This window comes from Glaciibacter kafniensis (assembly GCF_039538945.1).
Classification (GTDB): Bacteria; Actinomycetota; Actinomycetes; order Actinomycetales; family Microbacteriaceae; genus Cryobacterium; species Cryobacterium kafniensis.
The window spans coordinates 874,653-894,435 of sequence record NZ_BAABCN010000002.1 but is presented as its reverse complement, the minus strand read 5'-3'; the positions used below and the strand labels follow the sequence as shown (position 1 = coordinate 894,435).

20 protein-coding genes and 1 tRNA gene are annotated in these 19,783 nt (G+C 64.7%); 7 read left to right on the top strand and 14 right to left on the bottom strand.

What is annotated here, in order from left to right; translation table 11 throughout:
- From ABD791_RS04660 to ABD791_RS04640, 5 genes are all read right to left on the bottom strand, one after another.
- The gene (locus ABD791_RS04660; RefSeq protein ID WP_345062737.1) at nt 1–987 is read right to left on the bottom strand and encodes a helix-turn-helix transcriptional regulator; all 987 of its coding nucleotides are present in this window, start codon (nt 985–987) and stop codon (nt 1–3) included.
- Nucleotides 984–2,057, bottom strand: a complete 1,074-nt coding sequence (locus ABD791_RS04655) for a helix-turn-helix transcriptional regulator (RefSeq protein WP_345062735.1) — start codon at nt 2,055–2,057, stop codon at nt 984–986. Before ABD791_RS04655 ends, ABD791_RS04660 begins: the two co-directional genes overlap by 4 nt.
- A gap of 127 nt (nt 2,058–2,184) precedes the next feature.
- On the bottom strand, nt 2,185–3,153 hold the full coding sequence (locus tag ABD791_RS04650) for an FKBP-type peptidyl-prolyl cis-trans isomerase (protein WP_345062733.1): 969 nt from the start codon (nt 3,151–3,153) through the stop codon (nt 2,185–2,187).
- 140 nt (nt 3,154–3,293) lie between these two features.
- Nucleotides 3,294–4,355, bottom strand: a complete 1,062-nt coding sequence (locus tag ABD791_RS04645) for a tRNA (adenine-N1)-methyltransferase (protein ID WP_345062731.1) — start codon at nt 4,353–4,355, stop codon at nt 3,294–3,296.
- On the bottom strand, nt 4,352–5,134 hold the full coding sequence (locus ABD791_RS04640; protein WP_345062729.1) for an HAD family hydrolase: 783 nt from the start codon (nt 5,132–5,134) through the stop codon (nt 4,352–4,354). Before ABD791_RS04640 ends, ABD791_RS04645 begins: the two co-directional genes overlap by 4 nt.
- A gap of 82 nt (nt 5,135–5,216) precedes the next feature.
- Here ABD791_RS04640 and ABD791_RS04635 point away from each other — a divergent pair, with 82 nt between their 5' ends.
- On the top strand, nt 5,217–6,167 hold the full coding sequence (locus tag ABD791_RS04635; RefSeq protein WP_345062727.1) for a PAC2 family protein: 951 nt from the start codon (nt 5,217–5,219) through the stop codon (nt 6,165–6,167).
- A gap of 16 nt (nt 6,168–6,183) precedes the next feature.
- Here ABD791_RS04635 and mshC read toward each other — a convergent pair whose 3' ends face one another.
- Genes mshC through ABD791_RS04620 form a run of 3 tightly spaced genes read right to left on the bottom strand, consistent with a single transcriptional unit; the run spans nt 6,184 to nt 9,670 of the window.
- Entirely contained in the window at nt 6,184–7,458 is a 1,275-nt protein-coding gene (gene mshC / locus ABD791_RS04630; protein ID WP_345062725.1) for a cysteine--1-D-myo-inosityl 2-amino-2-deoxy-alpha-D-glucopyranoside ligase, read from the bottom strand.
- A 14-nt stretch (nt 7,459–7,472) separates the two neighbouring features.
- Nucleotides 7,473–8,327, bottom strand: coding sequence for an undecaprenyl-diphosphate phosphatase (locus tag ABD791_RS04625; RefSeq protein ID WP_345062723.1), 855 nt, complete (start codon nt 8,325–8,327; stop codon nt 7,473–7,475).
- A gap of 17 nt (nt 8,328–8,344) precedes the next feature.
- Entirely contained in the window at nt 8,345–9,670 is a 1,326-nt protein-coding gene (locus ABD791_RS04620) for a M20/M25/M40 family metallo-hydrolase (protein WP_345062721.1), read from the bottom strand.
- Between the two features lie 146 nt (nt 9,671–9,816).
- Between ABD791_RS04620 and ABD791_RS04615 the strand changes: the two genes are divergently transcribed.
- A tRNA-Leu gene (locus tag ABD791_RS04615) sits at nt 9,817–9,901 on the top strand.
- Nucleotides 9,902–10,014: 113 nt separating this feature from the next.
- On the opposite strand, the gene ABD791_RS04610 is transcribed toward ABD791_RS04615, so the two are convergent.
- The 3 genes from ABD791_RS04610 to ABD791_RS04600 form a co-directional block, all read right to left on the bottom strand.
- Nucleotides 10,015–10,176: a hypothetical protein gene (locus tag ABD791_RS04610; protein WP_345062719.1), complete on the bottom strand. Its 162-nt coding sequence runs from the start codon at nt 10,174–10,176 to the stop codon at nt 10,015–10,017.
- Between the two features lies 1 nt (nt 10,177).
- Nucleotides 10,178–10,636, bottom strand: coding sequence for a DUF6325 family protein (locus tag ABD791_RS04605; protein ID WP_345062717.1), 459 nt, complete (start codon nt 10,634–10,636; stop codon nt 10,178–10,180).
- Between the two features lie 111 nt (nt 10,637–10,747).
- Nucleotides 10,748–12,016 (bottom strand): cation:proton antiporter, encoded by a 1,269-nt coding sequence (locus ABD791_RS04600; protein WP_345062714.1) that lies wholly within the window; start codon nt 12,014–12,016, stop codon nt 10,748–10,750.
- 1,178 nt (nt 12,017–13,194) lie between these two features.
- On the opposite strand from ABD791_RS04600, the gene ABD791_RS04595 reads away from it, so the two are divergent.
- From ABD791_RS04595 to ABD791_RS04580, 4 genes are read left to right on the top strand one after another with little or no spacing between them, the layout of a single operon-like run.
- Nucleotides 13,195–13,539 (top strand): PadR family transcriptional regulator, encoded by a 345-nt coding sequence (locus ABD791_RS04595; protein ID WP_345062712.1) that lies wholly within the window; start codon nt 13,195–13,197, stop codon nt 13,537–13,539.
- Between the two features lie 50 nt (nt 13,540–13,589).
- Entirely contained in the window at nt 13,590–14,306 is a 717-nt protein-coding gene (locus ABD791_RS04590; RefSeq protein WP_345062711.1) for a hypothetical protein, read from the top strand.
- A 43-nt stretch (nt 14,307–14,349) separates the two neighbouring features.
- Complete coding sequence (locus tag ABD791_RS04585) at nt 14,350–15,012, top strand: SatD family protein (protein ID WP_345062709.1); 663 nt, start codon at nt 14,350–14,352, stop codon at nt 15,010–15,012.
- Nucleotides 15,009–15,833, top strand: coding sequence for a hypothetical protein (locus ABD791_RS04580; protein WP_345062707.1), 825 nt, complete (start codon nt 15,009–15,011; stop codon nt 15,831–15,833). Before ABD791_RS04585 ends, ABD791_RS04580 begins: the two co-directional genes overlap by 4 nt.
- Nucleotides 15,834–15,876: 43 nt before the next feature.
- Here the strand turns inward: ABD791_RS04580 and ABD791_RS04575 are convergent, their stop codons facing one another.
- Nucleotides 15,877–16,506, bottom strand: coding sequence for a hypothetical protein (locus tag ABD791_RS04575; protein ID WP_345062705.1), 630 nt, complete (start codon nt 16,504–16,506; stop codon nt 15,877–15,879).
- A 55-nt stretch (nt 16,507–16,561) separates the two neighbouring features.
- Entirely contained in the window at nt 16,562–16,933 is a 372-nt protein-coding gene (locus tag ABD791_RS04570; protein WP_345062703.1) for a hypothetical protein, read from the bottom strand.
- Nucleotides 16,934–17,038: 105 nt separating this feature from the next.
- On the opposite strand from ABD791_RS04570, the gene ABD791_RS04565 reads away from it, so the two are divergent.
- On the top strand, nt 17,039–17,914 hold the full coding sequence (locus ABD791_RS04565; RefSeq protein WP_345062701.1) for a hypothetical protein: 876 nt from the start codon (nt 17,039–17,041) through the stop codon (nt 17,912–17,914).
- Nucleotides 17,915–17,945: 31 nt separating this feature from the next.
- Here ABD791_RS04565 and ABD791_RS04560 read toward each other — a convergent pair whose 3' ends face one another.
- Nucleotides 17,946–19,649 carry an HNH endonuclease gene (locus ABD791_RS04560; RefSeq protein ID WP_345062699.1) on the bottom strand — a complete coding sequence of 568 codons (1,704 nt, stop codon included), beginning with the start codon at nt 19,647–19,649 and terminating at the stop codon, nt 17,946–17,948.
- Between the last annotated feature and the right edge of the window lie 134 nt (nt 19,650–19,783).

Here is a 19,783-nt window from a genome sequence, read left to right as displayed (position 1 = left end):
CTATGCCTCTGTCTCGTCGTAGCGAGCCACGCCATCCGCCGCCCAGTCGGCAACGACGCGGCGAGCCGCATCGGGTGACACGACGGTAACGATGCCGGCCAGCCCGGCGACGAGACGTTTGAGACCGTGGTAGTGCGCGACCCGGAGCGTCGTGCGCACGAGGGCGCCGTTGCCACGCGGCTCTGAGCCGACCGGGTGGTAGTCGGCGATGAGCCGTAGAGCGGCGGCCGGCAACTCCACGACGACCGTGAGATCATCGTCGGATCCCTCGAAGAGGCGTTCCGGAACCCGCACGTCGCCGGCATGGGCCTCGGCAGGCTGGTCGGTCGGTTCGACCGAACTCATCCGATCGAGTCGAAAGGTGCGCACGGCCTCGCGCAGGTGGCACCAGCCGCGCAGGTACCAGTCGTTGTCGACCGATTCGACCCGCAGCGGGTCGACAACGCGGTGAACCTGTTCGCCCCGCGCGTTGAGGTAGTCGAATTCGACGGGAAGCCCGTCGCGCACGGCGGCCTGAATGGTTGTGATCGCCTCGCTGGCGACGGCCTCGGAGACCGCGACCTGGCTCGGCGCCGCCGAGGCACCCCGGGTGAGCTTCGCCATCAATGAGGCGATCGCCACCTTGTCGGCGTTCTCCGGGAGAGACGAGAGATATTGAAGACCGGCGATCAGTGCCGAGGCTTCACGCGCGCTGAGTCGGGGGGCATCGTCGATTGCGACGAGATGGGTGAGCACGATGCGGTCGTTCTCTTCAAACTCATCCCAGTGGATGTCGAAGAGGTCACCGTGCTGGTACTGGCGCGACTCTCCCGGCACGCCGGAGAGAGCGATCAGTCGAACTGCATCGCGCACGTGGTCGGGGCTGACCGCGAAATGGGCGGCGACTTCTGAGACCTCGACGTTGGTGTGCTCGGTGAGGTATGGCACGAGCGAGAGCAGAAAAGTGAGTTTGTCTGGCGCGCTGAACTGAGCCGGTCGTTCACTCATGAGTTCACGCTCCCGCGTGTTGTGGTCGGTGCGCTGCCCGGTTCGGTGTTTGGCGGTTCGGTGCCCGTTGACACAGAGTGAGCGTCGCGCACCCCGATCAGGCGGGTACGTACCGCCTGGCGCAGCTCGAGCGGCGTCTGAACCATGACCTCGGGGCCGTAGCCCGCGAGTTCGTCGGCGAGGATATTCAGGTCGGTGAAATGCAAGGTGAGCAGATTCTCGCTTTCGGTTTCTGTGACATCGCGTTTGCCCAACCGAAGGGCGGCGTCGCTGCCGGCACGCACCTCGACGACGGCGGAGTTAGCACCCCAGAGTCGGTCGAGGTCTTCGAGTGCGGCCTGGGCGGCACCAGGCACTCCTGCGGCAGTCGCACCGGGCAGGGTCTTCACCGGGCCCGTGATGCGTGACAGCAGGAAGGTGCGGTTGGCGTCGGCGGCCAGGTCGGTGGCAGACAGGTGCCAGCGCCCCTCGTGCAAGACAATGGCGCGCGGGATGACCTGCCGGCGACGCGGCGACGGTTCACCGGGCTTCAGGTAGAGAAATGCGACACTCTGACCGCGATCGAGGGCCTTGCTCAGCGGTTCGAAAGCAGCATCGCGCGCCCGCAAACTCGGGGCGTAGCCGAGAATCGGGTCATTCGAGTCGACACCCAGTGAATTGAGTTTGGTGAGCGCTCGGCGAGATTCCGCCGAAAGCGAGCCTTCCCGCCAGACGGTGCCGGCGAGTTTGAGGAGCATGAGTTCGTCGGCAGAGAACGAGACATCCGCCGGAAGATCGTAGAGACCCTTGGGGATGCGATAGCGCAGGTGGTGGTTGCTTCCCGGCTCGTCGTCCGAGTCGATGGTCTCCAGCGGGATCCCCAAATCGCGGATGTCGTCTTTGTCGCGTTCGAATTGGCGTTCCAGGCTCGCGTTGTCACCGCCGAGCACGTAGCGCTGGCGGTAGCCCTGCACGGTCGACAGAATGTCTGACTTGGTCAGACCGATTTCTGTCGCAATCAGTGCCAGGACGAGGCTGAACAAACGTTCCTCGATGGCGACGGCGGGGGCTTTGTCTGGGGTGGGCGGCACAGGGGCGATTCTATGGGATTGACGTGCACGGTCGGTGGAGGCCGGCATGACGAACGCCCCGCGTCGGCCAGATGACTGACCTGCGCGGGGCGTTCGAGAAGCCGACTTCGGCATCCGGAGTGTGAACCTAGTTCACACCGAGAATGTCGACGACGAAGACCAGCGTGGAGTTTGCGGGAATCGTTGCCGACTCCTGGTCGCCGTAACCCTGGTCGGGCGGAATGACCGCAATGATCTGAGAACCGACGGTCTGACCGATCAGCGCATCAGCGAAACCGGTGATGACACCGCCCTGCACCTTCGATCCGTCTGCAGCGACGAACTGAGCAGGGGTACCCTTCTCCCAGCTGGAGTCGAAGACCTTTTTGGTGTCCCAGACGACGCCGGTGTACTGGACGGTGACGGTGTCACCCTCCTTGACCTCGGCGCCGTTGCCCTTCTTCAGCACACCGATGGTGAGCTTGGTCGGGGCTGCGCCGGACGGAATCGTGATTCCGGGGGCGCCGTCCTTGTCAAGAACCACCGACGGCAGACCGGATGCGACGGGCTGGTCCTTTCCGTTGGCCCGCGGCAGGTAGGCCTTCACGACATCCATCACGAAGACGAGGGAATCTGTGGCGGCGACGCCGAGCTGCTCCTGGCCGCCCTGGGGTCCGAAGCCGTCGGCCGGCGATACTGCAACAGCGACGCGTTCGCCCACCTGAGTGCAGAGCAGTCCGTCGACGAGGCCCTTCATGGTGCTGTCGTTCAGCACCAGAGTTGCGGCCTTCTCGCCGTCGTAGCCCGTCGCCTCGATCAACTTGCCTGAGGTGCCGTTGTAGACGCTGAAGTCGACAGTGACCATCTGGTTCTTGACCAGCGGATCGCCTGAACCCTCGATGATCTGGGTGCGCTGAGTGGTCTTCGTCTTCAGCGGTGTCGGAAAGTCGACAGTCGGAGCCGTGCCGAAGTCGCCCGTGACGTCGATGAGCTCTGAGGCGGCACCCGACTTCACAGGTGCCTTGCAATCGGCAGCGGCAGTGCCGGGGGCGCTGCATCCCGTCAGTGCTGCAGCCAGAAGCGCAGCGGTGGCGATCAGTGCGGATGCTTTACGCACAAGTCCTCGTTTCAGTACAGGGTTTCCGGTGTCGTTCAATGTGGGTCAATGCAGGGTGTCACTGCGTACTGCGGTGGCGATGAATTCTGTGGCACGGTCGCTGACGTGTGGTCGTGACACGTGGCGGGCCGGAGCCTATCCTAACCGGCGTCGACGCTGTCGCCGGCGCCTTCACCGGCGGTGTCGTCAGCGGTGACGACGTCACCGGTCTCGAGATCGCGACCCTTCGACAAGGCAGCGCTGGTTCCCGCTGCGCGCATCCGCTTGCGCATGCTCTTCGCACTCACGTTGCGTTCTCCGAGGGCGCCGGGGGTCCAGGCTTCGAAATCTTCATCGGCGAAGTCGGTCTTCGACGGGCGGCGCTTCAGCTCGGGCAGGATCGTGTCGGGCGCCAGGCGGCGCGCGGTGATCAAGAACCCGGTGTGGCCGATCATCCGGTGGTCAGGGCGAACCGCGAGGCCCTCGACGTGCCAGCCGCGCACCATCGTCTCGTTGGAATCGGGATTTGTGTAGAGGCCGCTGCCGCGGATCGCCTCGGCGACACGGGAAAGCTGGGTGACCGTCGCGACGTAGCAGAGCAGCACGCCGCCGGGCTTGAGCGCGTCGGAGACGACGCCGAGGCACTCCCAGGGAGCGAGCATGTCGAGCACAACCCGGTCGACGCTCTGCGGTTCCATCGTGTCGGGCAAGGTGTCGGCGAGGTCGCCGAGGGTGATCGTCCAATTCGCCGGGTCATGGCCGAGAAAAGTGGCGATGTTGTCACGGGCGACATCGGCGAACTCTTCACGACGTTCGAACGAGGCGAGACGTCCCGCCGGGCCGATCGCGCGCAGCAGCCAGAGCGACAGCGCACCCGAACCGACGCCGGCCTCGACGACGGTGGCGCCGGGAAAGATGTCGGCCTGAGCGAGGATCTGCGCGGCATCCTTCGGGTAGATGATCGCCGCGCCACGCGGCATCGACATGACGAAGTCGTTGAGGAGCGGACGCAGCGCGAGGTGCTCGACGCCGACGTTGTTCGTGACGACCGAGCCATCGGGCAGACCGATGATGTCATCGTGAGCGAGGATTCCGCGATGGGTGTGAAAGACCTTGCCCGGCTCCAGGGAGATGGTGTTCAGTTTGCCCTTTGGACCGGTGAGTTGAACACGGTCGCCGACCCGAAAATGGCCGCTGTTCTGGTTGACCTGGTTGTCGCTCATGCTGTTGCGTCCTCGTGATTGTGCGCTGTGGCGCGGGAATTGGTGTGTTCAAAGTCAGATGATGAGGGGGCAGCGGCGGAGTTGGCGTCGTCTAACAGGTCGAAGCGGATGCTGCACAGCTCGGAGATGTCGGTGAGGGTGCGCTCGGCAAGGGTGGCCCAGCGGGTGTGCGCGTCGCTCTCGGGAACGTCGACCTCATGCGGCACGTGAATGGCGATGGTGCCGGCGGCAATGGCTGCGCGGAGCCCGGTGGGCGAATCCTCCACTGCGACGCAGCGGGCCGGGTCGACGCCGAGAAGCGTCGCGGCGCGCAGGTAGGCCTCGGGATGCGGCTTGCTCTCGATGACCATGTCGCCGGCGATGATGACGGTGAACGTGTCGGCTCCGATGAGGTCGGCGACCTGACGCGCCATCCGTTCGATGGACATCGTCACCAAGGCCATCGGCACGCCGGCCGCGGCAAACGACGACAGCAGTTCGCGGGCGCCGGGACGCCACGGCAGCCCATGCTCTTCGATCTTTTGCTGAACCCGGTCGGTGAGCCAGGACACGATGTCGTCGATCTCCATCTCGACTCCTCGCGACTGGAGGATCGCCGCCGCGTTCGGCAGGCCGGAGCCGACGAGAAGCATGCAGTCGTCGTGGGTCCAGGTGCCGCCGAAGGAGGTGACGAGATCGGTTTCGGCCTGCATCCAGTACGGTTCCGTGTCGATCAGGGTTCCGTCCATATCCCACAGAACGGCCGCGGGCAGGGGGGAAATAGCTCTGATCTGGTTCACGGGGTTCAAGTCTAGAGGGCACGGCCTATCCTTGACTGTGGGTGCGCCGAACGGGCACGCGGAATGATCGAGGTTTTCAAGCGTGACAAACGGCAATGGGTTTTTGAGCGGGCGCCTTCTTGTGGTGGCGTTCGAGGGCTGGAACGACGCGGGCGAAGCGGCCACCGGCGCGGTGAGCACCCTCAAAGACCTGCTCGGCGTCACTCAGATCGCCGAGGTCGATCCAGAGCTCTATTTCGACTACCAGTTCAATCGCCCCACCATCTCGACGAACGACGAGGGCGGACGGTCGATCGAATGGCCAGACGCAGTCATGTACGGCCCGATTGCGCCGGGCGTAGAACCCGTTCCCCTGGCCGAGGATGCCGAGCTGGCCGTCAGCGGCACCAACGCCGGAAATATTTACCTGCTTCTCGGCACAGAGCCGTCGCGCAGCTGGAAGAGTTTCACCGCCGAGATTCTTGATTCAGCGTTGGCCGCCGACATCAGTGGGGTTGTCTTCTTGGGAGCGATGCTCGCGGATGTCCCCCACACCCGGCCGATTTCGATCTTCGTGTCGAGCGACAACCCAGAGGTGCGCAAAGAACTGCACATCGAGCGCAGCAACTATGAGGGCCCGATCGGGATCTTGAGTGTGCTGGCTGAGGCAGCAGAGAAGGTTGGGATTCCGACCCTGTCGATTTGGGCGTCAGTGCCGCACTATGTGCACAATGCACCGTCTCCCAAAGCAGTTCTGGCGCTGATCGACAAGCTCGAGGAGATCATCGACGTGGTCATCCCCCGCGGCGACCTGGTCTCTGATGCCGCGGAATGGGAGCGTGGTATTGATGCACTTGCCGCCGACGACGACGAGATGGCGGCGTATATCGCCCAGCTGGAGCAGGCGCGCGACACCGTCGACTCCCCCGAGGCCAGCGGCGAGGCAATCGCCCAGGAGTTTGAGCAATATTTGCGCAAGCGTGGCGACGGTAGGGACGGTCGTGACGGCTGGGCCGACGGTCGTCCCGGTCCTGAGGGGCCGCCACGCGCCTAACGGTGCGCCAAGGTCTCTAGAGCCGCACCCCGAGCAGAGCGTCGATCGCCTTCGCGATCAGTGCTGGATGGTCTGACGCTGCCCCAGCGGCCGCATCGATGACCGCGAGGGCGCGCGGCGTATCGAGGTCGGTGTGCAGCGCATCACGCAGCTGCTGCACGACGCTCTCGGCCGAGACGACGGGAGAATCGGCAGAAGCGGCCTCGGCCCCGAACGCCGCTTCCCAGCGCGCCAGACGGGCCACAGCGGCCTCCAGGGTGGAGTTCGTCCACTCCCAGTCCGAGCGATAGTGCTCCGACAGCAGCGCGAGACGGATGGCCCGCGGGTCAACTCCCTCGGCACGCAACCCCGAAACGAGCACCAGGTTGCCGAGCGACTTGCTCATCTTCTCGCCCTGATACGCGACCATTCCGGCGTGGGAATAGACACCGGCGAGCGGATGCCCGGAGAGCGCAGCCGCATGGCCAGCGCTCATGTCGTGGTGCGGGAAGATCAGGTCGCTGCCACCGCCCTGCACGGTGAAGTCCGTGCCGAGCTCCTTGAGTGCGATGACCGAACATTCGATGTGCCAGCCGGGGCGGCCGGCGCCGACGCGGGTCGGCCAGGACGGCTCCCCCTCGCGAGCCGCGCGCCAGAGCAGCGGGTCGAGAGCGTCACGCTTGCCCGCACGATCCGGGTCGCCGCCGCGCGCGGCGAACAGCTCGAGCATCGCGGCGCGGTCGAGGTTGCTCTCGTCGCCCAGGCGCCACGGGGCCACCTTCTCGGCCGCTGCAATATCAAAGTAAAGATCGCTGCCGCGCACCCCGGCGTCGTCGACCAGCGCATCCGGAGCGTCGACCGGGTATGCGAGACCTGAATCGGAGAGCGCACAGACGGCCGCGGCGATCTCATCGATCACATCGGTGACGGCCACGTAGTCGTCGGGCGGCAGGATGCCGAGCGCCGCCATGTCGGTGCGAAAAAGCTCGACCTGCGACTCGGCGAGTTCACGCCAGTCAACGCCGGTTGCCGCGGCCCGCTCCAGGAGCGGGTCGTCGACATCCGTCACGTTCTGGGCATAGTGAACCGTGTAGCCGGCATCGAGCCAGACGCGCTGCAGCGTGTCGAACGCCAGGTAGGTATTGGCGTGCCCGAGGTGGGTGGCGTCGTACGGAGTGATGCCGCAGACGTAGAGCCGGGCGACATCATTCGGCTGGGCACTCACCAGCGCGTCAGTCGCGGTGTCGTGAAGAAGTGGTGCGTCGGAGTGGCCCGGCACAGACGGGACGACGGGATGTTGCCAAGCGCGCATGGGATCCAGCCTAGCTATGCGGCGATGACGTTCGTGCCCAGAAGCACGAACACGACGATGCCGGCCACGATGCGGTAGATCACGAACGGCAAGAAGCTGCGCTTCGAGATGTAGCTCATGAAGAACGCGATCACAACGAGCCCGACGAAGAAGGCGACGACGGTGGCCACCAGGGTCTCGGCGGGGCCAAAGATCTCGGGGGTGCAATTGGTCGCGCCGGCGAGGCACGGGTCGGCGATCGACTTGTACACCTGGTAGAAGCCGCTGCCCAGCACGGCGGGGATCGCCAGCAGAAAGGCGTAGCGGGCCGCAGCCTTACGCTCGTACCCCATGAACAAGCCGGCCGTGATGGTGCCGCCGGAGCGGGACACGCCGGGAATCAAGGCGAGTGCCTGGGCGAACCCGTAGATCGTGCCGTCGCGCACGGTGAGATCTTTCAGGCGACGCTTCTTGGCCCCGACATAGTCGGCGATGCCAAGCAGAATGCCGAACACGATCAGCATCGTCGCGGTGATCCACAGATTGCGCAGCGTGGTCTCAATCGCATCCTGAAAGAGCAGGCCGAGCACGATGATCGGAAGCGAGCCGAGAATGATCAGCCAGCCCATGCGGGCATCGGGATCGTTGCGGGGAACCTTGCCGACCAGCGAGCGACACCACTGGCCGATGATCTTCACGATGTCGCGCCAGAAGTACAGCACCACGGCGACTTCGGTTCCGATCTGCGTGATGGCAGTGAAGCGGGCGCCCGGATCTTCACCGGTGCCCATCAGCTGGCCGACGATGCTCACGTGAGCGCTCGACGAAATCGGCAGGAACTCGGTGAGGCCCTGAACCAATCCGAGAATGATGGCGTTGATGAAATCCACTGTGGTGCTCCGCAGGCTTAGTAGGTCGAGAGCAGGTCGGTCAGGACCCGCCTGCCAAACACTAATGCGTCGAGTGGCACGCGCTCGTCAACGCCATGGAACATGCCGGGGAAATCCAATTCGGCGGGGAGTTTCAGGGGCGCAAAGCCATAACCGGTGATTCCGAGCTTGCTCAGGGCTTTATTGTCGGTGCCGCCCGAGAGGAGGTAGGGCAGTACCGGCGCGCCGGGGTCATGGGTGTGCAGGGTGCTGACAATCGCATCAATGAGCGCGCCGTCGAAGGGGTTCTCGAGCCCGATGTCGCGGTGCAGAACAACGATCTCGATATCGGGTCCGACGAGTGCGGCGATCTCGGCGAGCACGGCGTCCTCCTCGCCGGGCAGGGTGCGCACGTCGATCAGTGCCTCGGCGGTGTCGGGAATCACGTTGTGCTTGTAGCCGGCCTTCAGCACCGTCGGGTTTGAGGTCGTGCGGAGGCTCGCCTGGATGAAGCCGGAGGCCGTGCCGGTGGCGAGAGCCAGCTCGTCTGGCCCGACCCGCTGCGGGTCGACATCCAGGATGCGTGCGACCTCAGTGAGGAGCTGCGTGGTGGTGTCTGTCAACCGGATGGGCCATTCACGCCGACCGACCGCTGCGACGGCCTCAGCCAAACGAGTCACCGCGTTGTCGTGAATGAGACGCGAACCGTGCGCAGCACTGCCCCGCGCGACGAGCTTGATCCAGAGCAGGGCCTTCTCGCCCGTCTGCAGCAGGTAGGAGCGCTGGTCGCCGAAGGTGATGGAATAGCCGCCCACCTCGCTGATTGCCTCAGTGGCGCCCGCAAACAGCTCGGGGCGGGTGTCGACCAGGTAGTGCGAGCCGAGCACTCCCCCGGCCTCCTCGTCGGCGAAGAACGCGATCACCAGGTCGCGGGCCGGCGCCTCACCGGCGCCGAGGATGTCTTTCAGGGAGGCGAGCATCATCGCATCCATGTTCTTCATGTCGACGGCTCCGCGGCCCCAGAGCAGTCCGTCCTTGATCACTCCGCCGAACGGGTCGACTGACCAGTTGGCCGGATCGGCCGGGACCACATCGAGGTGGCCGTGCACGACGAGCGCCCCCCGGCTGCTGTCGCGACCCTTGACCCGGGCGACGACACTCGTGCGACCGGGTTCTGATTCGAAAATTTCTGGCTTCAGACCGAGTGCGCGCAGATTCTCTGCCACGTAGTCGGCGGCATCCGCTTCACCGTTGGAGCGCCCCTCGCCATAGTTGCTGGTGTCGAACCGAATCAGGTCCCGCGCAATTTCAGCGGTGAGGTCGAGTGTTTCGCCGTCGAAGTCTGGGGTGCTGGTGAGTGCCATGCGCCTCACGCTACCTTCCGAGTGCAAACCCATCCAAAATAATTGGTCGGAAATGAACCAAATGAACATCGTGTGGTCAAACGGTCTCAGAAAGCGTGCTAGATTATTACCTCGGCAGCCAAGTTCACTTGGATGCCGATTCACTCGTCCGGGTGGCGGAATTGGTAGACGCGCTAGCTTGAGGTGCTAGTGCCCGTATAGGGCGTAGGGGTTCAAGTCCCCTCTCGGACACAACAGAAATCCCCCGCTGAGCTTCGGCTCAGCGGGGGATTTTTTCGTTAACGCATGAGGGAAGTCTGGAGAGTTTTCTGGGCTGAATCTCTCTGAATTTCCTCTCGCGACGCTTAGATCCGGCGTCGGCGGCCCGGCGTGACCGCGGCGCCGACAACGGCGGCCTTCGCAACCGGGGAACGACCCGGCGTGACTGCTGCCGTGACGACTGCGGCTTTGGCGACAGGTGCGCGAACGACGCCCACCCTTCCCACTCGTGCGGGTCGTAGTGGCATGTCACCCTCCTACTCTCTCGGATGTCTCATCAGCCTCGATTGAGGCGATGATGGCCTGGATGGGGATTCTGCCGTTGGCGATCAGCTGCCCGCCGGCACGGCGCGTCGCTGACGCGAAGGGTGCAGCCCACAGGTTCTCGTAGACCAGGACGCCGGCGATGCTTCCGGGTTCCATCGCGGCGGCGAGGTTCACGACGTCTTCCTCGGCGAGAAGCTCGGCGAGTTCGGCCTCAATCGTGTGCAAGGCACCGAGCTCGGGGATGTCGGAGAGCTCCATCGCCTCAATAACACCCTCGTCATCTTTGGCGAGAATGAGGATGTCAATGACTCGAATCGTGCCCGCATCGACAAGCCTCACCAATTCATCGGCAATCTCTCCTGTGAAGTTCGACTCCCCCTCAGGGAATTCGACGATCAAGAAGTCAACTGGCCCCAACTCGTCGAGTGAAGTTTCAGTCATCACATATCCCTTCGTCTGACTCGATCGCTCGCAGCGGGACCGAGAATGTGGCACATCGTACGCCCCGCTCGGGCGCTTCGACAGTTCTCTCTTCGCCGGATTTATCAGTCTCTAACCGAGGCCACTGTGCCGCCGCTGGCGCGGTATCGTCGTCGGCGCGGCCTCTTCGGCCGACGGATGCTCTTTCGTGTGAGCCGCAGACCAGCGATGGTAGGCGGCGACCAGGGGCACCGAGGTCAGGCCGTGGAGGATGACGCTGAGTGCCACGGTTACGATCACGGTGGTGAGCACAACCTCGCTGTCGGGGATGCCGCGCTCGAGAGCGAGCAGTGCGAAAACCAGCGACGCGAGCCCTCTCGGGCCGAACCATCCGATGAATGCCACGGTCGGGCGCTTCACCCGCTGGCCGGCGAAGGCGATCGCGACGGGGATCATCCGCACCAGCGTCAGGCTGAGCGCGGCGTAGAGGAGAACCTGCCACGTGATGTGTGGGATCGCAAAACTGAGTGCCAAGGCCCCGAATCCGATCCAGGTGACGGCGGCGAGAAAGCCACCCATCTCCTCGGTGAGCAAGGTCACAATCGATCCGCTCGCGCCCGACATGCTGCCGAACGCGAGGCCACCGACGAAGGCCGCTATGAAGCCGCTGCCGCCGAGCAACAGCGCGAGGGTATAGGCCAGAAGCGCCGCCGCCAGTGGCAGAACCTGTCGCCACTCGGAGCCGATCCAGCCGCGGCGATCTGCGAAGCGGAACAGAAGCCCGCCGAGGATGCCCGCACAGAGTCCCGCGATAAGTCCCCCGCCGATCTGGGTGATCATGTTGCTCACTACCGACCAAGTGACGCCGGTGTGGAGGTCGGCGTTGGCCACGTCGAGCGCCACGAGGAAGAACGGGACGGCGAGGCCGTCGTTGAGACCGCTCTCCACATCGAGCGTCTGGCGCACCCTGGCCGGCACGGCCGGGTCGGAGACCACCTTCTGGCCGAGGGCCGCATCAGTCGAGGCGAGCATGGTGGAGAGCAGAACAACGGAGGCAAGCGCCATGCCAGGGAAGACGAGCACGCCCACCCCCACCCCGGCGAGCATCGAGAGCGGCAACCCGATCAGAAGGAGTCGGCTCGGCCAGCGCAGTTCGTGGCGGAGCGAGCGCAGGTCGATGCGGGTCGCGTCGCTGAACAGGAGCAGCACCAGCGTTACCTCCGCCACCCGCTCGGCGACGACCGAGTCGACCGAGATGTCGCGCAGGCCAAGCTCCAGTGCGCCGATCACAAATCCCGCGACCATGAGAAAGAGAGCAGAGGTGACCCCGCGCCGGTCAAGCGGCCGGGAAAACACGCTCCAGACGATGATGAGCGCCAGTATCATCGTCGCCGCGAGCATGCGGTCCTGCTTTCGGTTGCAGATTTTCCGCCTCCCGCGGTCCGTGACGGTCCGGGGAGGCTGAAACGAGCGGCGGTAGCAACGGTGCAGACCAACACTCCTGGTCAGTGTGGCCCGCGACCCGACAGCCGCCAAGGGGCGCCGCATCGCTCGAGCGGCCGGCACACGCACAGAAGTTCTCTAACTCAAGACGCAGTAGGCTTGAGGGAGATTTCCGGTGCGGCGAGAGCCCCGCCGGAGAGTACTGGTTGAGACAGTGCTCACAGCCCCGGTGTTTCGGAACCGGGGCTATTTTCTTGTTCCCTTGTCGTGATCGCTGGTCGGTCCGGCCATCGAACTGTGGCGAATGACCATTTATCAGCGATAAATGTCGTCATTTGACACAGTTCGGCGCACGATTGAGGCGCGTGGGGTTGCTGGCGCTCGACCAACGGTGGGCGCGATCCCGCGAATGGCTTGCCGCCGTCGCGTCATACCGCTTCGAGCGAAAACAGCTGCGCCTGCTCCGGTGCCAACAGGGCACCCGGCAGACCGACTTCTGCAAGCACGACCGCTGAGGGTGACGCTGCCCGCGGCGCGCCAGCCTAGTGCGACATCCGGGTGTTGCCGAGGTCGAGCACCCTCGCCCGGCCATGCCGCATCCGCAACGGCGTTCTCCTGGTCGAGCGAATACGAAAGCGGCTTAACCGCGGCGCGCTTCCGGTCCATTGACAGATCGGCTCACCCGCTCACCGGAGTCGCTGCTTCCGCTCGTCATGGCTGTCTGCGCGCCATGCGATAGATGCAGTACGCCACGATGATTAATCCCAGAACGGCGATAACCCAGGCTTCCGCCCAGCCCATCGCGGGTCCGCTGGAGCAATTACCGGCACCGGGTGCATCGCTTGGTGAATCGGAGCAGAAACCTGACTGCACGCCGAAGGCTCCCAATACACTCACCAGGGATAGCGCAATCAGCAGGACCGACCACCAGCGAGACCGCCTGCGCAGCCCTCCCGATGGCGGGACGGGCAATTGAGGCGACTCAGTGCTCATGCCGCAATGCTAGTTCGTCGACACCGTGCCAGTGCGAGCGATTAACCGAAGTGGCCGATACGCGTAGCGAGGGCGGAGGAAACGCCTGAGTCGCACATAGTCAATTCGTTGTGATATTCCAGTCGCGGGACTATGTTGAGCGCATGGCAGCTGAAATGCGCGAACCAACGTTCTGGGTGCTCACGGTGTTGACGGGAGGTCGACGGCATGGCTACTCGCTGATCGAAGAGGCGCGCGAGCTCTCCGATGGCCGGGTGAACCTCAAGGCCGCCACCCTGTATGCGGCACTCGAACGCCTCGGACAACAGGGCTGGGTGGCACTCGACGGCGACGAGGTGGTCGACGGGCGCTTGCGTCGCTACTTTCGTCTGACCGATGCAGGCGCAGTGCAGCTCGAGGCCGAGGTCGCGAGGCTCGAAGCGAATGCCCGCCAGGCACGGACCCGGTTGCAGGCCCGAAGCTCATCGACTCCGATCGTGGCGTTCTAGCCGTGGGTGCTCGCGGAGAGGGTTCGCCCACCGGGCCTGAAGCAGCCAGAGTGGCGAGGTATCGCAAGCTTGTGCGCTGGTATCCGGCCAACTGGCAGAAGCGCAACGGCGAAGCAATCGTTTCAGTACTCATGGACGAGGATGATGCGCACGGACGCATCGCTCCCACCCTGTCGAGCAGCCTCACCGTTGTCGCGGCCGGCCTGTATGAGCGATTCATCGCTCCCGAGCGCCTCAATCGGTTTGGTCTGGGAACTCAGATCGCCGCGGCCACCTTCTCGGTCTGGTACCTCGCCGTGATTGCATGGGCGCCCGGCATCAGCTACGCGGGTACAGTCGGGCCGTTCTCGAATCCGTCGGCAATCGTCGGCGTGATGCTGGGCATCGGTTTGGTCTGTGCGTTGCTCGGACGCGGAAGAACGGCACGGCTCATCGCCATGCTGAGCGTTCCCGTCACGATTCTGATCGGAATCCTGTCAGCGAGCTATTCTTGGCTCGGTCCGGGCCTTCCTGCCGTCGTGATCTTCGTTGGGCTTGGTATCGCGGCCGGCGTTCCGCTCCGTTCTGCCTCCGATGTCGGGCGAGCGCTCGGCGCTCTCTTTCTCGTCGTGCTGGGGATCCTCCTGTCCCAGATAGTTTTCGCTCGGCTGCCCGTATTGACGTCGAGCCCCGCCGGCCTAGGGACGGCCGCTGGTGCCGTAGCGTCGTTTGCGGGGGCACTCGCGCTCCTCTGGCCGTTGCGTCCACGGCTCCGGCATAAGCATTAGCTTCAGGCTTATATCTTGAAGATATTAGCTGTACGCTAATGCCATGGTGCAGCCAGAAGTCATTGCAGTGATCCTCGATCTCGTCAACTCCCGGCAACTCGCGAACAGGCGCCTGGCTCAGTTTGAGACGGAGCGTTCGATCGAGATCGTGAATAGCCATGTTGCTGCCGTCCAGCCTCTTGCGCCAACGGTGGGGGATGAATTTCAAGGCGTCTACGGCAGCGTGGGTGATGCCTTGCACGCAACCTTGCTGGTGAGGCTCGCAATTCCGGCTGGAATCGACTGCCGCTTCGGACTGGGCGGCGGACCCGTCTGGCCGATCGGTGATGGAGCCGCTGGTGAGATTCAAGACGGACCCGGATGGTGGAGAGCGCGTGAGGCAATCGATCAGGCCCACAAACGCGCCGACGTGCGAACGCCAACCCTGCGCACCTGGTACTTGGCCGACCGCGATCCTGGCCCGGAGCGCCCCGGGCTGGCTGAGCAGTCACTCATCAATTCGTACCTCCTGGCCCGAGACCATCTGATCGGTGGCATGAGCGACCGTGCGCGTCGCATCACGCTCGGCGTGATGTTGGGGCGATCCCAGGCGCAGATCGCCGAGGACGAAGGCATCACCCAGTCGGCAGTCTCACAATCGCTCAAAAAATCGGGCGGGGCCGTTCTCGTTGCTGGGCTCCACGAGCTGACAATCGGGACGGAATGATGCTCGCCGCTTTCTTGCTCTACTTCATCGGATCCGCGGATCTCATTCGTTCACGCTGCAGCGGGTGGATTGCCACTGCCATCATCGCCGTGGGGTGGGCGGTCGGCGCGGTCGTTGCGGTCGGAGGGCTCTCGCTGCCTCTCGTTTGGATCATGGCGATGATCGCCGTCGCCATCGCCTGGTTGGCGACAACGACAGCCACGGAGCGCATTCGCCCGTCGTTCGGTCTCTATCCGGCCTCCGGACTGGCGATCGTCGTCCTGGTAACTCTGGCCTTCGACGGCACGGCTGCCCCCGTATCGGGTTTCCTCGTTGACTGGTATGACTCGACGCCGACGGCGGCAGTGCGGGCTGTTCCACTTGCGGCCCTCGTGCTGGGCGCAGCACTCATTCTGTTTCTCGGTGAGAGCAGCAACATCATCGTCAGAGAGGCGCTCTCACGGCGCACCCGGCAGTCTGCAGTTGCTCCGCAGGCGGTCGCAACCCAATCTGAGTCTTCCAATCGTTGGAAACGGAGAGCCTCACTGCGCACCGCGCGAGGAGTCATGCCTCCCACAGGAAGCGAGGTTCTCGTCGAGGATCTCAAGGGCGGTCGATCAATCGGCGTCATTGAGCGGATCCTCATCGTCGCACTCACGCTGTCAGGCGCCTACGTCATCGCAGGGGCCGTGATTGCTGCGAAGGGAATCGTGCGATTTCCCGAAATTTCGAAGGACGGCTCTTCCGGCTCAAAGGCCGAATACTTCCTCGTCGGCAGCCTGGTCAGCTGGGCATTGGCACTCGGCGCCGTCGGGCTTCTCCTGGTTTCTGCCCAGGTCTAGTTTTCAGGCAAGACACAGTGAGCTCCTCGTAGAGCGACCGCAGTCAGACGAATGACGGATGCTCCGGTGGAAGCGCATGCCGCTGCCCGGCTTCCGCACGCTGCACGTTGCGTGTCTCCCACTCGGCTAGCTCGGTGCGCACCAGTTCGAGCGCCTGCTGGTCCGGGCAGAGCGCGACGCCCATTCCGCAGCCACAGAGGGCGGGATCGCCGGGATTGATTGAATGTCGCTGGGCGAGGCGCCAGAGCACCGCCATCGCCCGGTCGGTGCGCCGTTCAGCGAGTTCGGTCTTGCGCTCAGCGCGCTTGACGAGATCAGTCTCGAGAACCTCACGGATTCCTCCGCGCGGCGTGGAATCGAAGCTTTCGGCCAGGAGGCCCCGCAGCTCGTCGACCTCGGCCACGCGTTCGGCAATGATCTGGTCTTTCAACGCAGATTCCGCTGTCGCGTCGGCTACGGCGGCCGCGTGGACATCCTGAAGCTCGGTGTAGAGCTCAAGCCAGAGGGCGACGTGGTCGGTGTCGCGGCGCTCGGCCCGGTCGGGACCGGTGTGCCTCACGCAGAACGAGCAGACCACCTGGTCGGCTGCCGACGTGAAATGAAATGGCTGCATCGCCCGACAGCACAGGCATTGTGCGTCGACGTCGTTATACAGCTGATAGGCGTGGGCCACCCTAACTCCTTCGTTGGATGAGAGGAACGCACAGACGAGGGCGTTCCGAGCTCGCTTAGGCGCCGCTCGGAGCCTCGTCGACGATGCCGATGAATCGGGTGCCGATACCGTCGACCTCGCGACGGGCCAGCCCCTCCGCCGGCTCCGGCAGCTCATCGAAACCGTGATGATCGCAGCTGAGATAGGTGAACGTCGGCCACCACTTCTTCGGCCGGGCAGCCTCGGTGTACCCGCAAACGTCACAGCGAAGCTCCACCCAGACCGGCTTCTTGCCGGTGCGGTTCGCGCGCGACTGAGCCAGCCAGACCGGTGGGTTCGCGTCGATCTCGGCGAGCTGCGCCTCGGTCAGTCGCGAGGGGATCCCATTGCGCTGAGCCATCTCGAGCGGGATATCAAGGCGGAGTGCTGCTTCTCTTCTGGTAATCATCTCCACCAAGGATAGGCCGTCGGCCGCCGTAACGTCGTGACGCGGCGACGCCGTAGCGACCGCAGGGTCGCGCGAAGTGGAAACGCAAGATGCGAGAATGAGCGGATGCCTGACATCCATTCTCCCCTTGGCCTGCTGCTCGACGTTGACGGCCCCATCGCGAGCCCCGTGACCCGCACCATCGCCACCCCGAGCATCGTCAGTGACCTGATTCTGCTGGCCGGTGCAAACGTTCCGATTGCGTTCATCACCGGACGATCGGCCGACTTCATCCGCGACGAGGTGATCGCTCCTCTGGTTTCTGCCGGACTGCCCGCAGACCTGCGGATGTACGGCGTCTGCGAGAAGGGCGCTGTGTGGTTTCCGATCAGCCCAGCGGGCATGGGCGAGGTCGTCATCGACGACTCGGTGGCGCTCCCCCAGGCCGTCGTCGACGAGGTGCGTCAGCTGGTCGTCGACCGGTTCAGCGACACCATGTTCTTCGACGCCACGAAGCAGGCAATGATCTCGGTCGAACAGCGCACGGATGTCGACCACGCGACCTATGTCGCAGCCCAGCCCGACTTCAACGAGGCGGCATTCGCCATCGTCACTCGCCATGGTCTCGGTGTGCGCTACGGCGATCGTGAGCACCCGGATGCCGACGGTTCGGTGCCGTTCCGTCTTGACCCCACAATCATCTCCACGGACATTGAGTCGGTGACCTTGGACAAAGACCACGGCGCCCGCCGCGCCCTGGAATTCTTCGCTGAATCCGGTTCACTTCCCGAAGTATGGCGCTCGGTCGGCGATTCCCGCAGCGACTACCTCATGGCCGATCACCTGCACGCCGCTGGGTACGACGTCGCGCACGTCGACGTGCGACCCGCCGACGGCATCCTGGACCGCCCCTACCCCGTGATCGTGATGGGTGAACAGATTCACGACGAGGCGGGGGCTGCTTTTCTCGACTACTGGGTGGAGAAGCTGCAGCTGCACTAGCGGACTACCAGGAGGCTGGCCGGATGAGTCGTCAGAACGGCGGCGGTTCTGGCTCGCTCTGCGGTGCAGGGTTCGAACATTCGGGGTTCCACGAAGACGATTTCGAATCGTTGAGGTCGGTGCCGCCGGACGTCGGTTCGGACGGGTCAGGTTCGGACGGGTCAGGTTCGGTCTGACCGGCGTTGGGAAGCCCGGCGTTGGGCAGGCTGGTGCCGGGCAGGTCGAGTGCGGGCCAGGTGGTGTAGACGCGTCCGGTGGGTGAGGTCCAGTCGATGACGCCGTTGCCGCGGCCGATGGGGTTCCAGGTGCTGGCGTGTTTGAGCCGGTGGCAGGCCTTGCAGAGGTGGGCGAGGTTGTTGGCGTCGGTGGGGCCGCCGTGCGCGAAGGCGTGGGTGTGGTCGATCTCGGAGGTGGCCGCGGGTTGCCCGCAGTTCACGCCGCGACAGGTGCCGTCGCGGGTTTGCAACCAGATCCGGAGGTCTTTGGGCACTGTGTAGTGCTCTCGGCCGAGGGAGAGCGGGACTCCGGTCTCCGGATTCACCATCAACCGCAGGAACGACGGCGCCTTCGCGCACAACTCGCGTGCGGTGTCCGGATCGATCGGCCCGTAGCCGTCGAGGGTGGCGGGTTCGTCGCTGAGTCCCATCAGGGTGAACATCGGCACGGTGACGATCACGGTGGGCCGGATGCCGCGGCGTGCCTTCGAGCGGCGCTTGGTCCGCTTCGCACCAGCAGCACCACCACCAGCACCACCAGCAGCGCCGTCAGCGCCACCGGCACCGGCGCTACCGCCGCCACCGGCACTGGCGTCGTCGAGCAGCTGTTGCAGTTCGGCGGTGATCTCGCCCGGCTCGAACAGTTCCCCGTCATGCAGCAGTTCGACGGCGACATCCGCCCGCAACTGGGTGAGGGTGCGCGGTTCGGTCGGGCCCTGCCGGCGGCGGGCGACGGCGTCGACTCGGTTGAATGCGGCGAGCACGTCCGCGGCCGGTCCGAACAGGTTCAACCAGGCCATCCCGTCGGGGGCCGCTTCAAACGCGAGCCGGCGCTCCGCCAGCGCGGCGCGTTTGCGGGCGGTGATGGAGTCCGGGTGCATTCGCTCCCGCAACGCGATGGCCTTCCGCCGCAACTGGGGGGCCGGCAGCCGGAGCGCATCGGGCAGCAGAGCCTGCTCAAACGCGGCCCGTACCTCGGCTGGCAGCGTGCGCGCCTGGTCCATGATCACCTGCGCGTGCCGGTAACTGATCGACCCGTTCTCCAACGCCGCCAGGGTGGCGGGGAGCTCGTGCACGAGGGTCTGGCTTTCGTCGATCAGATGCGACGCGGTCGGAGTGGGCATGTTGAACCGCGCGCTGACCTCCCGGACAAAGATCAGGTGCGCCCATTCCGCCCGCTGCGAGTCGGACTGCGTCGGGTTGTAGAGCACGTACTCGTCGGAGACCCGCGACCACATCCGGGCCGCGTCAATCGCCCGGGCCCAGTGCCCCGCACGCATCGCCGTGAGCTTCTGATCGTCAACGGCCACATCGAGGTACTGGTTGAGCCGGGCCGTGTAGCCCTCCACCAGCCTCGGGCCGTCCTCCGGGTCGTCGGGCAGCGGGCCGTCGACGAACCCGGGAAAGTCGGCCGGGCTCATGCCCAGGCAAAACTCCATCGGGTCGTAGTCGCCGCACACCCCGAAGTCATCCTCGTCGGGCGCTAGCTCCAGGTTCTGCAACAGCTCCAGCTGATCCATATCTTCAGCTAACCGGACACCACCGACACTAACCCCGGATCCGGGATGGGGGTTGACAAACTGGCTGGGACCGGGTGTTTCCCCGGATCGACGGGACCGGGTTCAGGAACGGAGGCCGTGTTGCGGATGCGGTG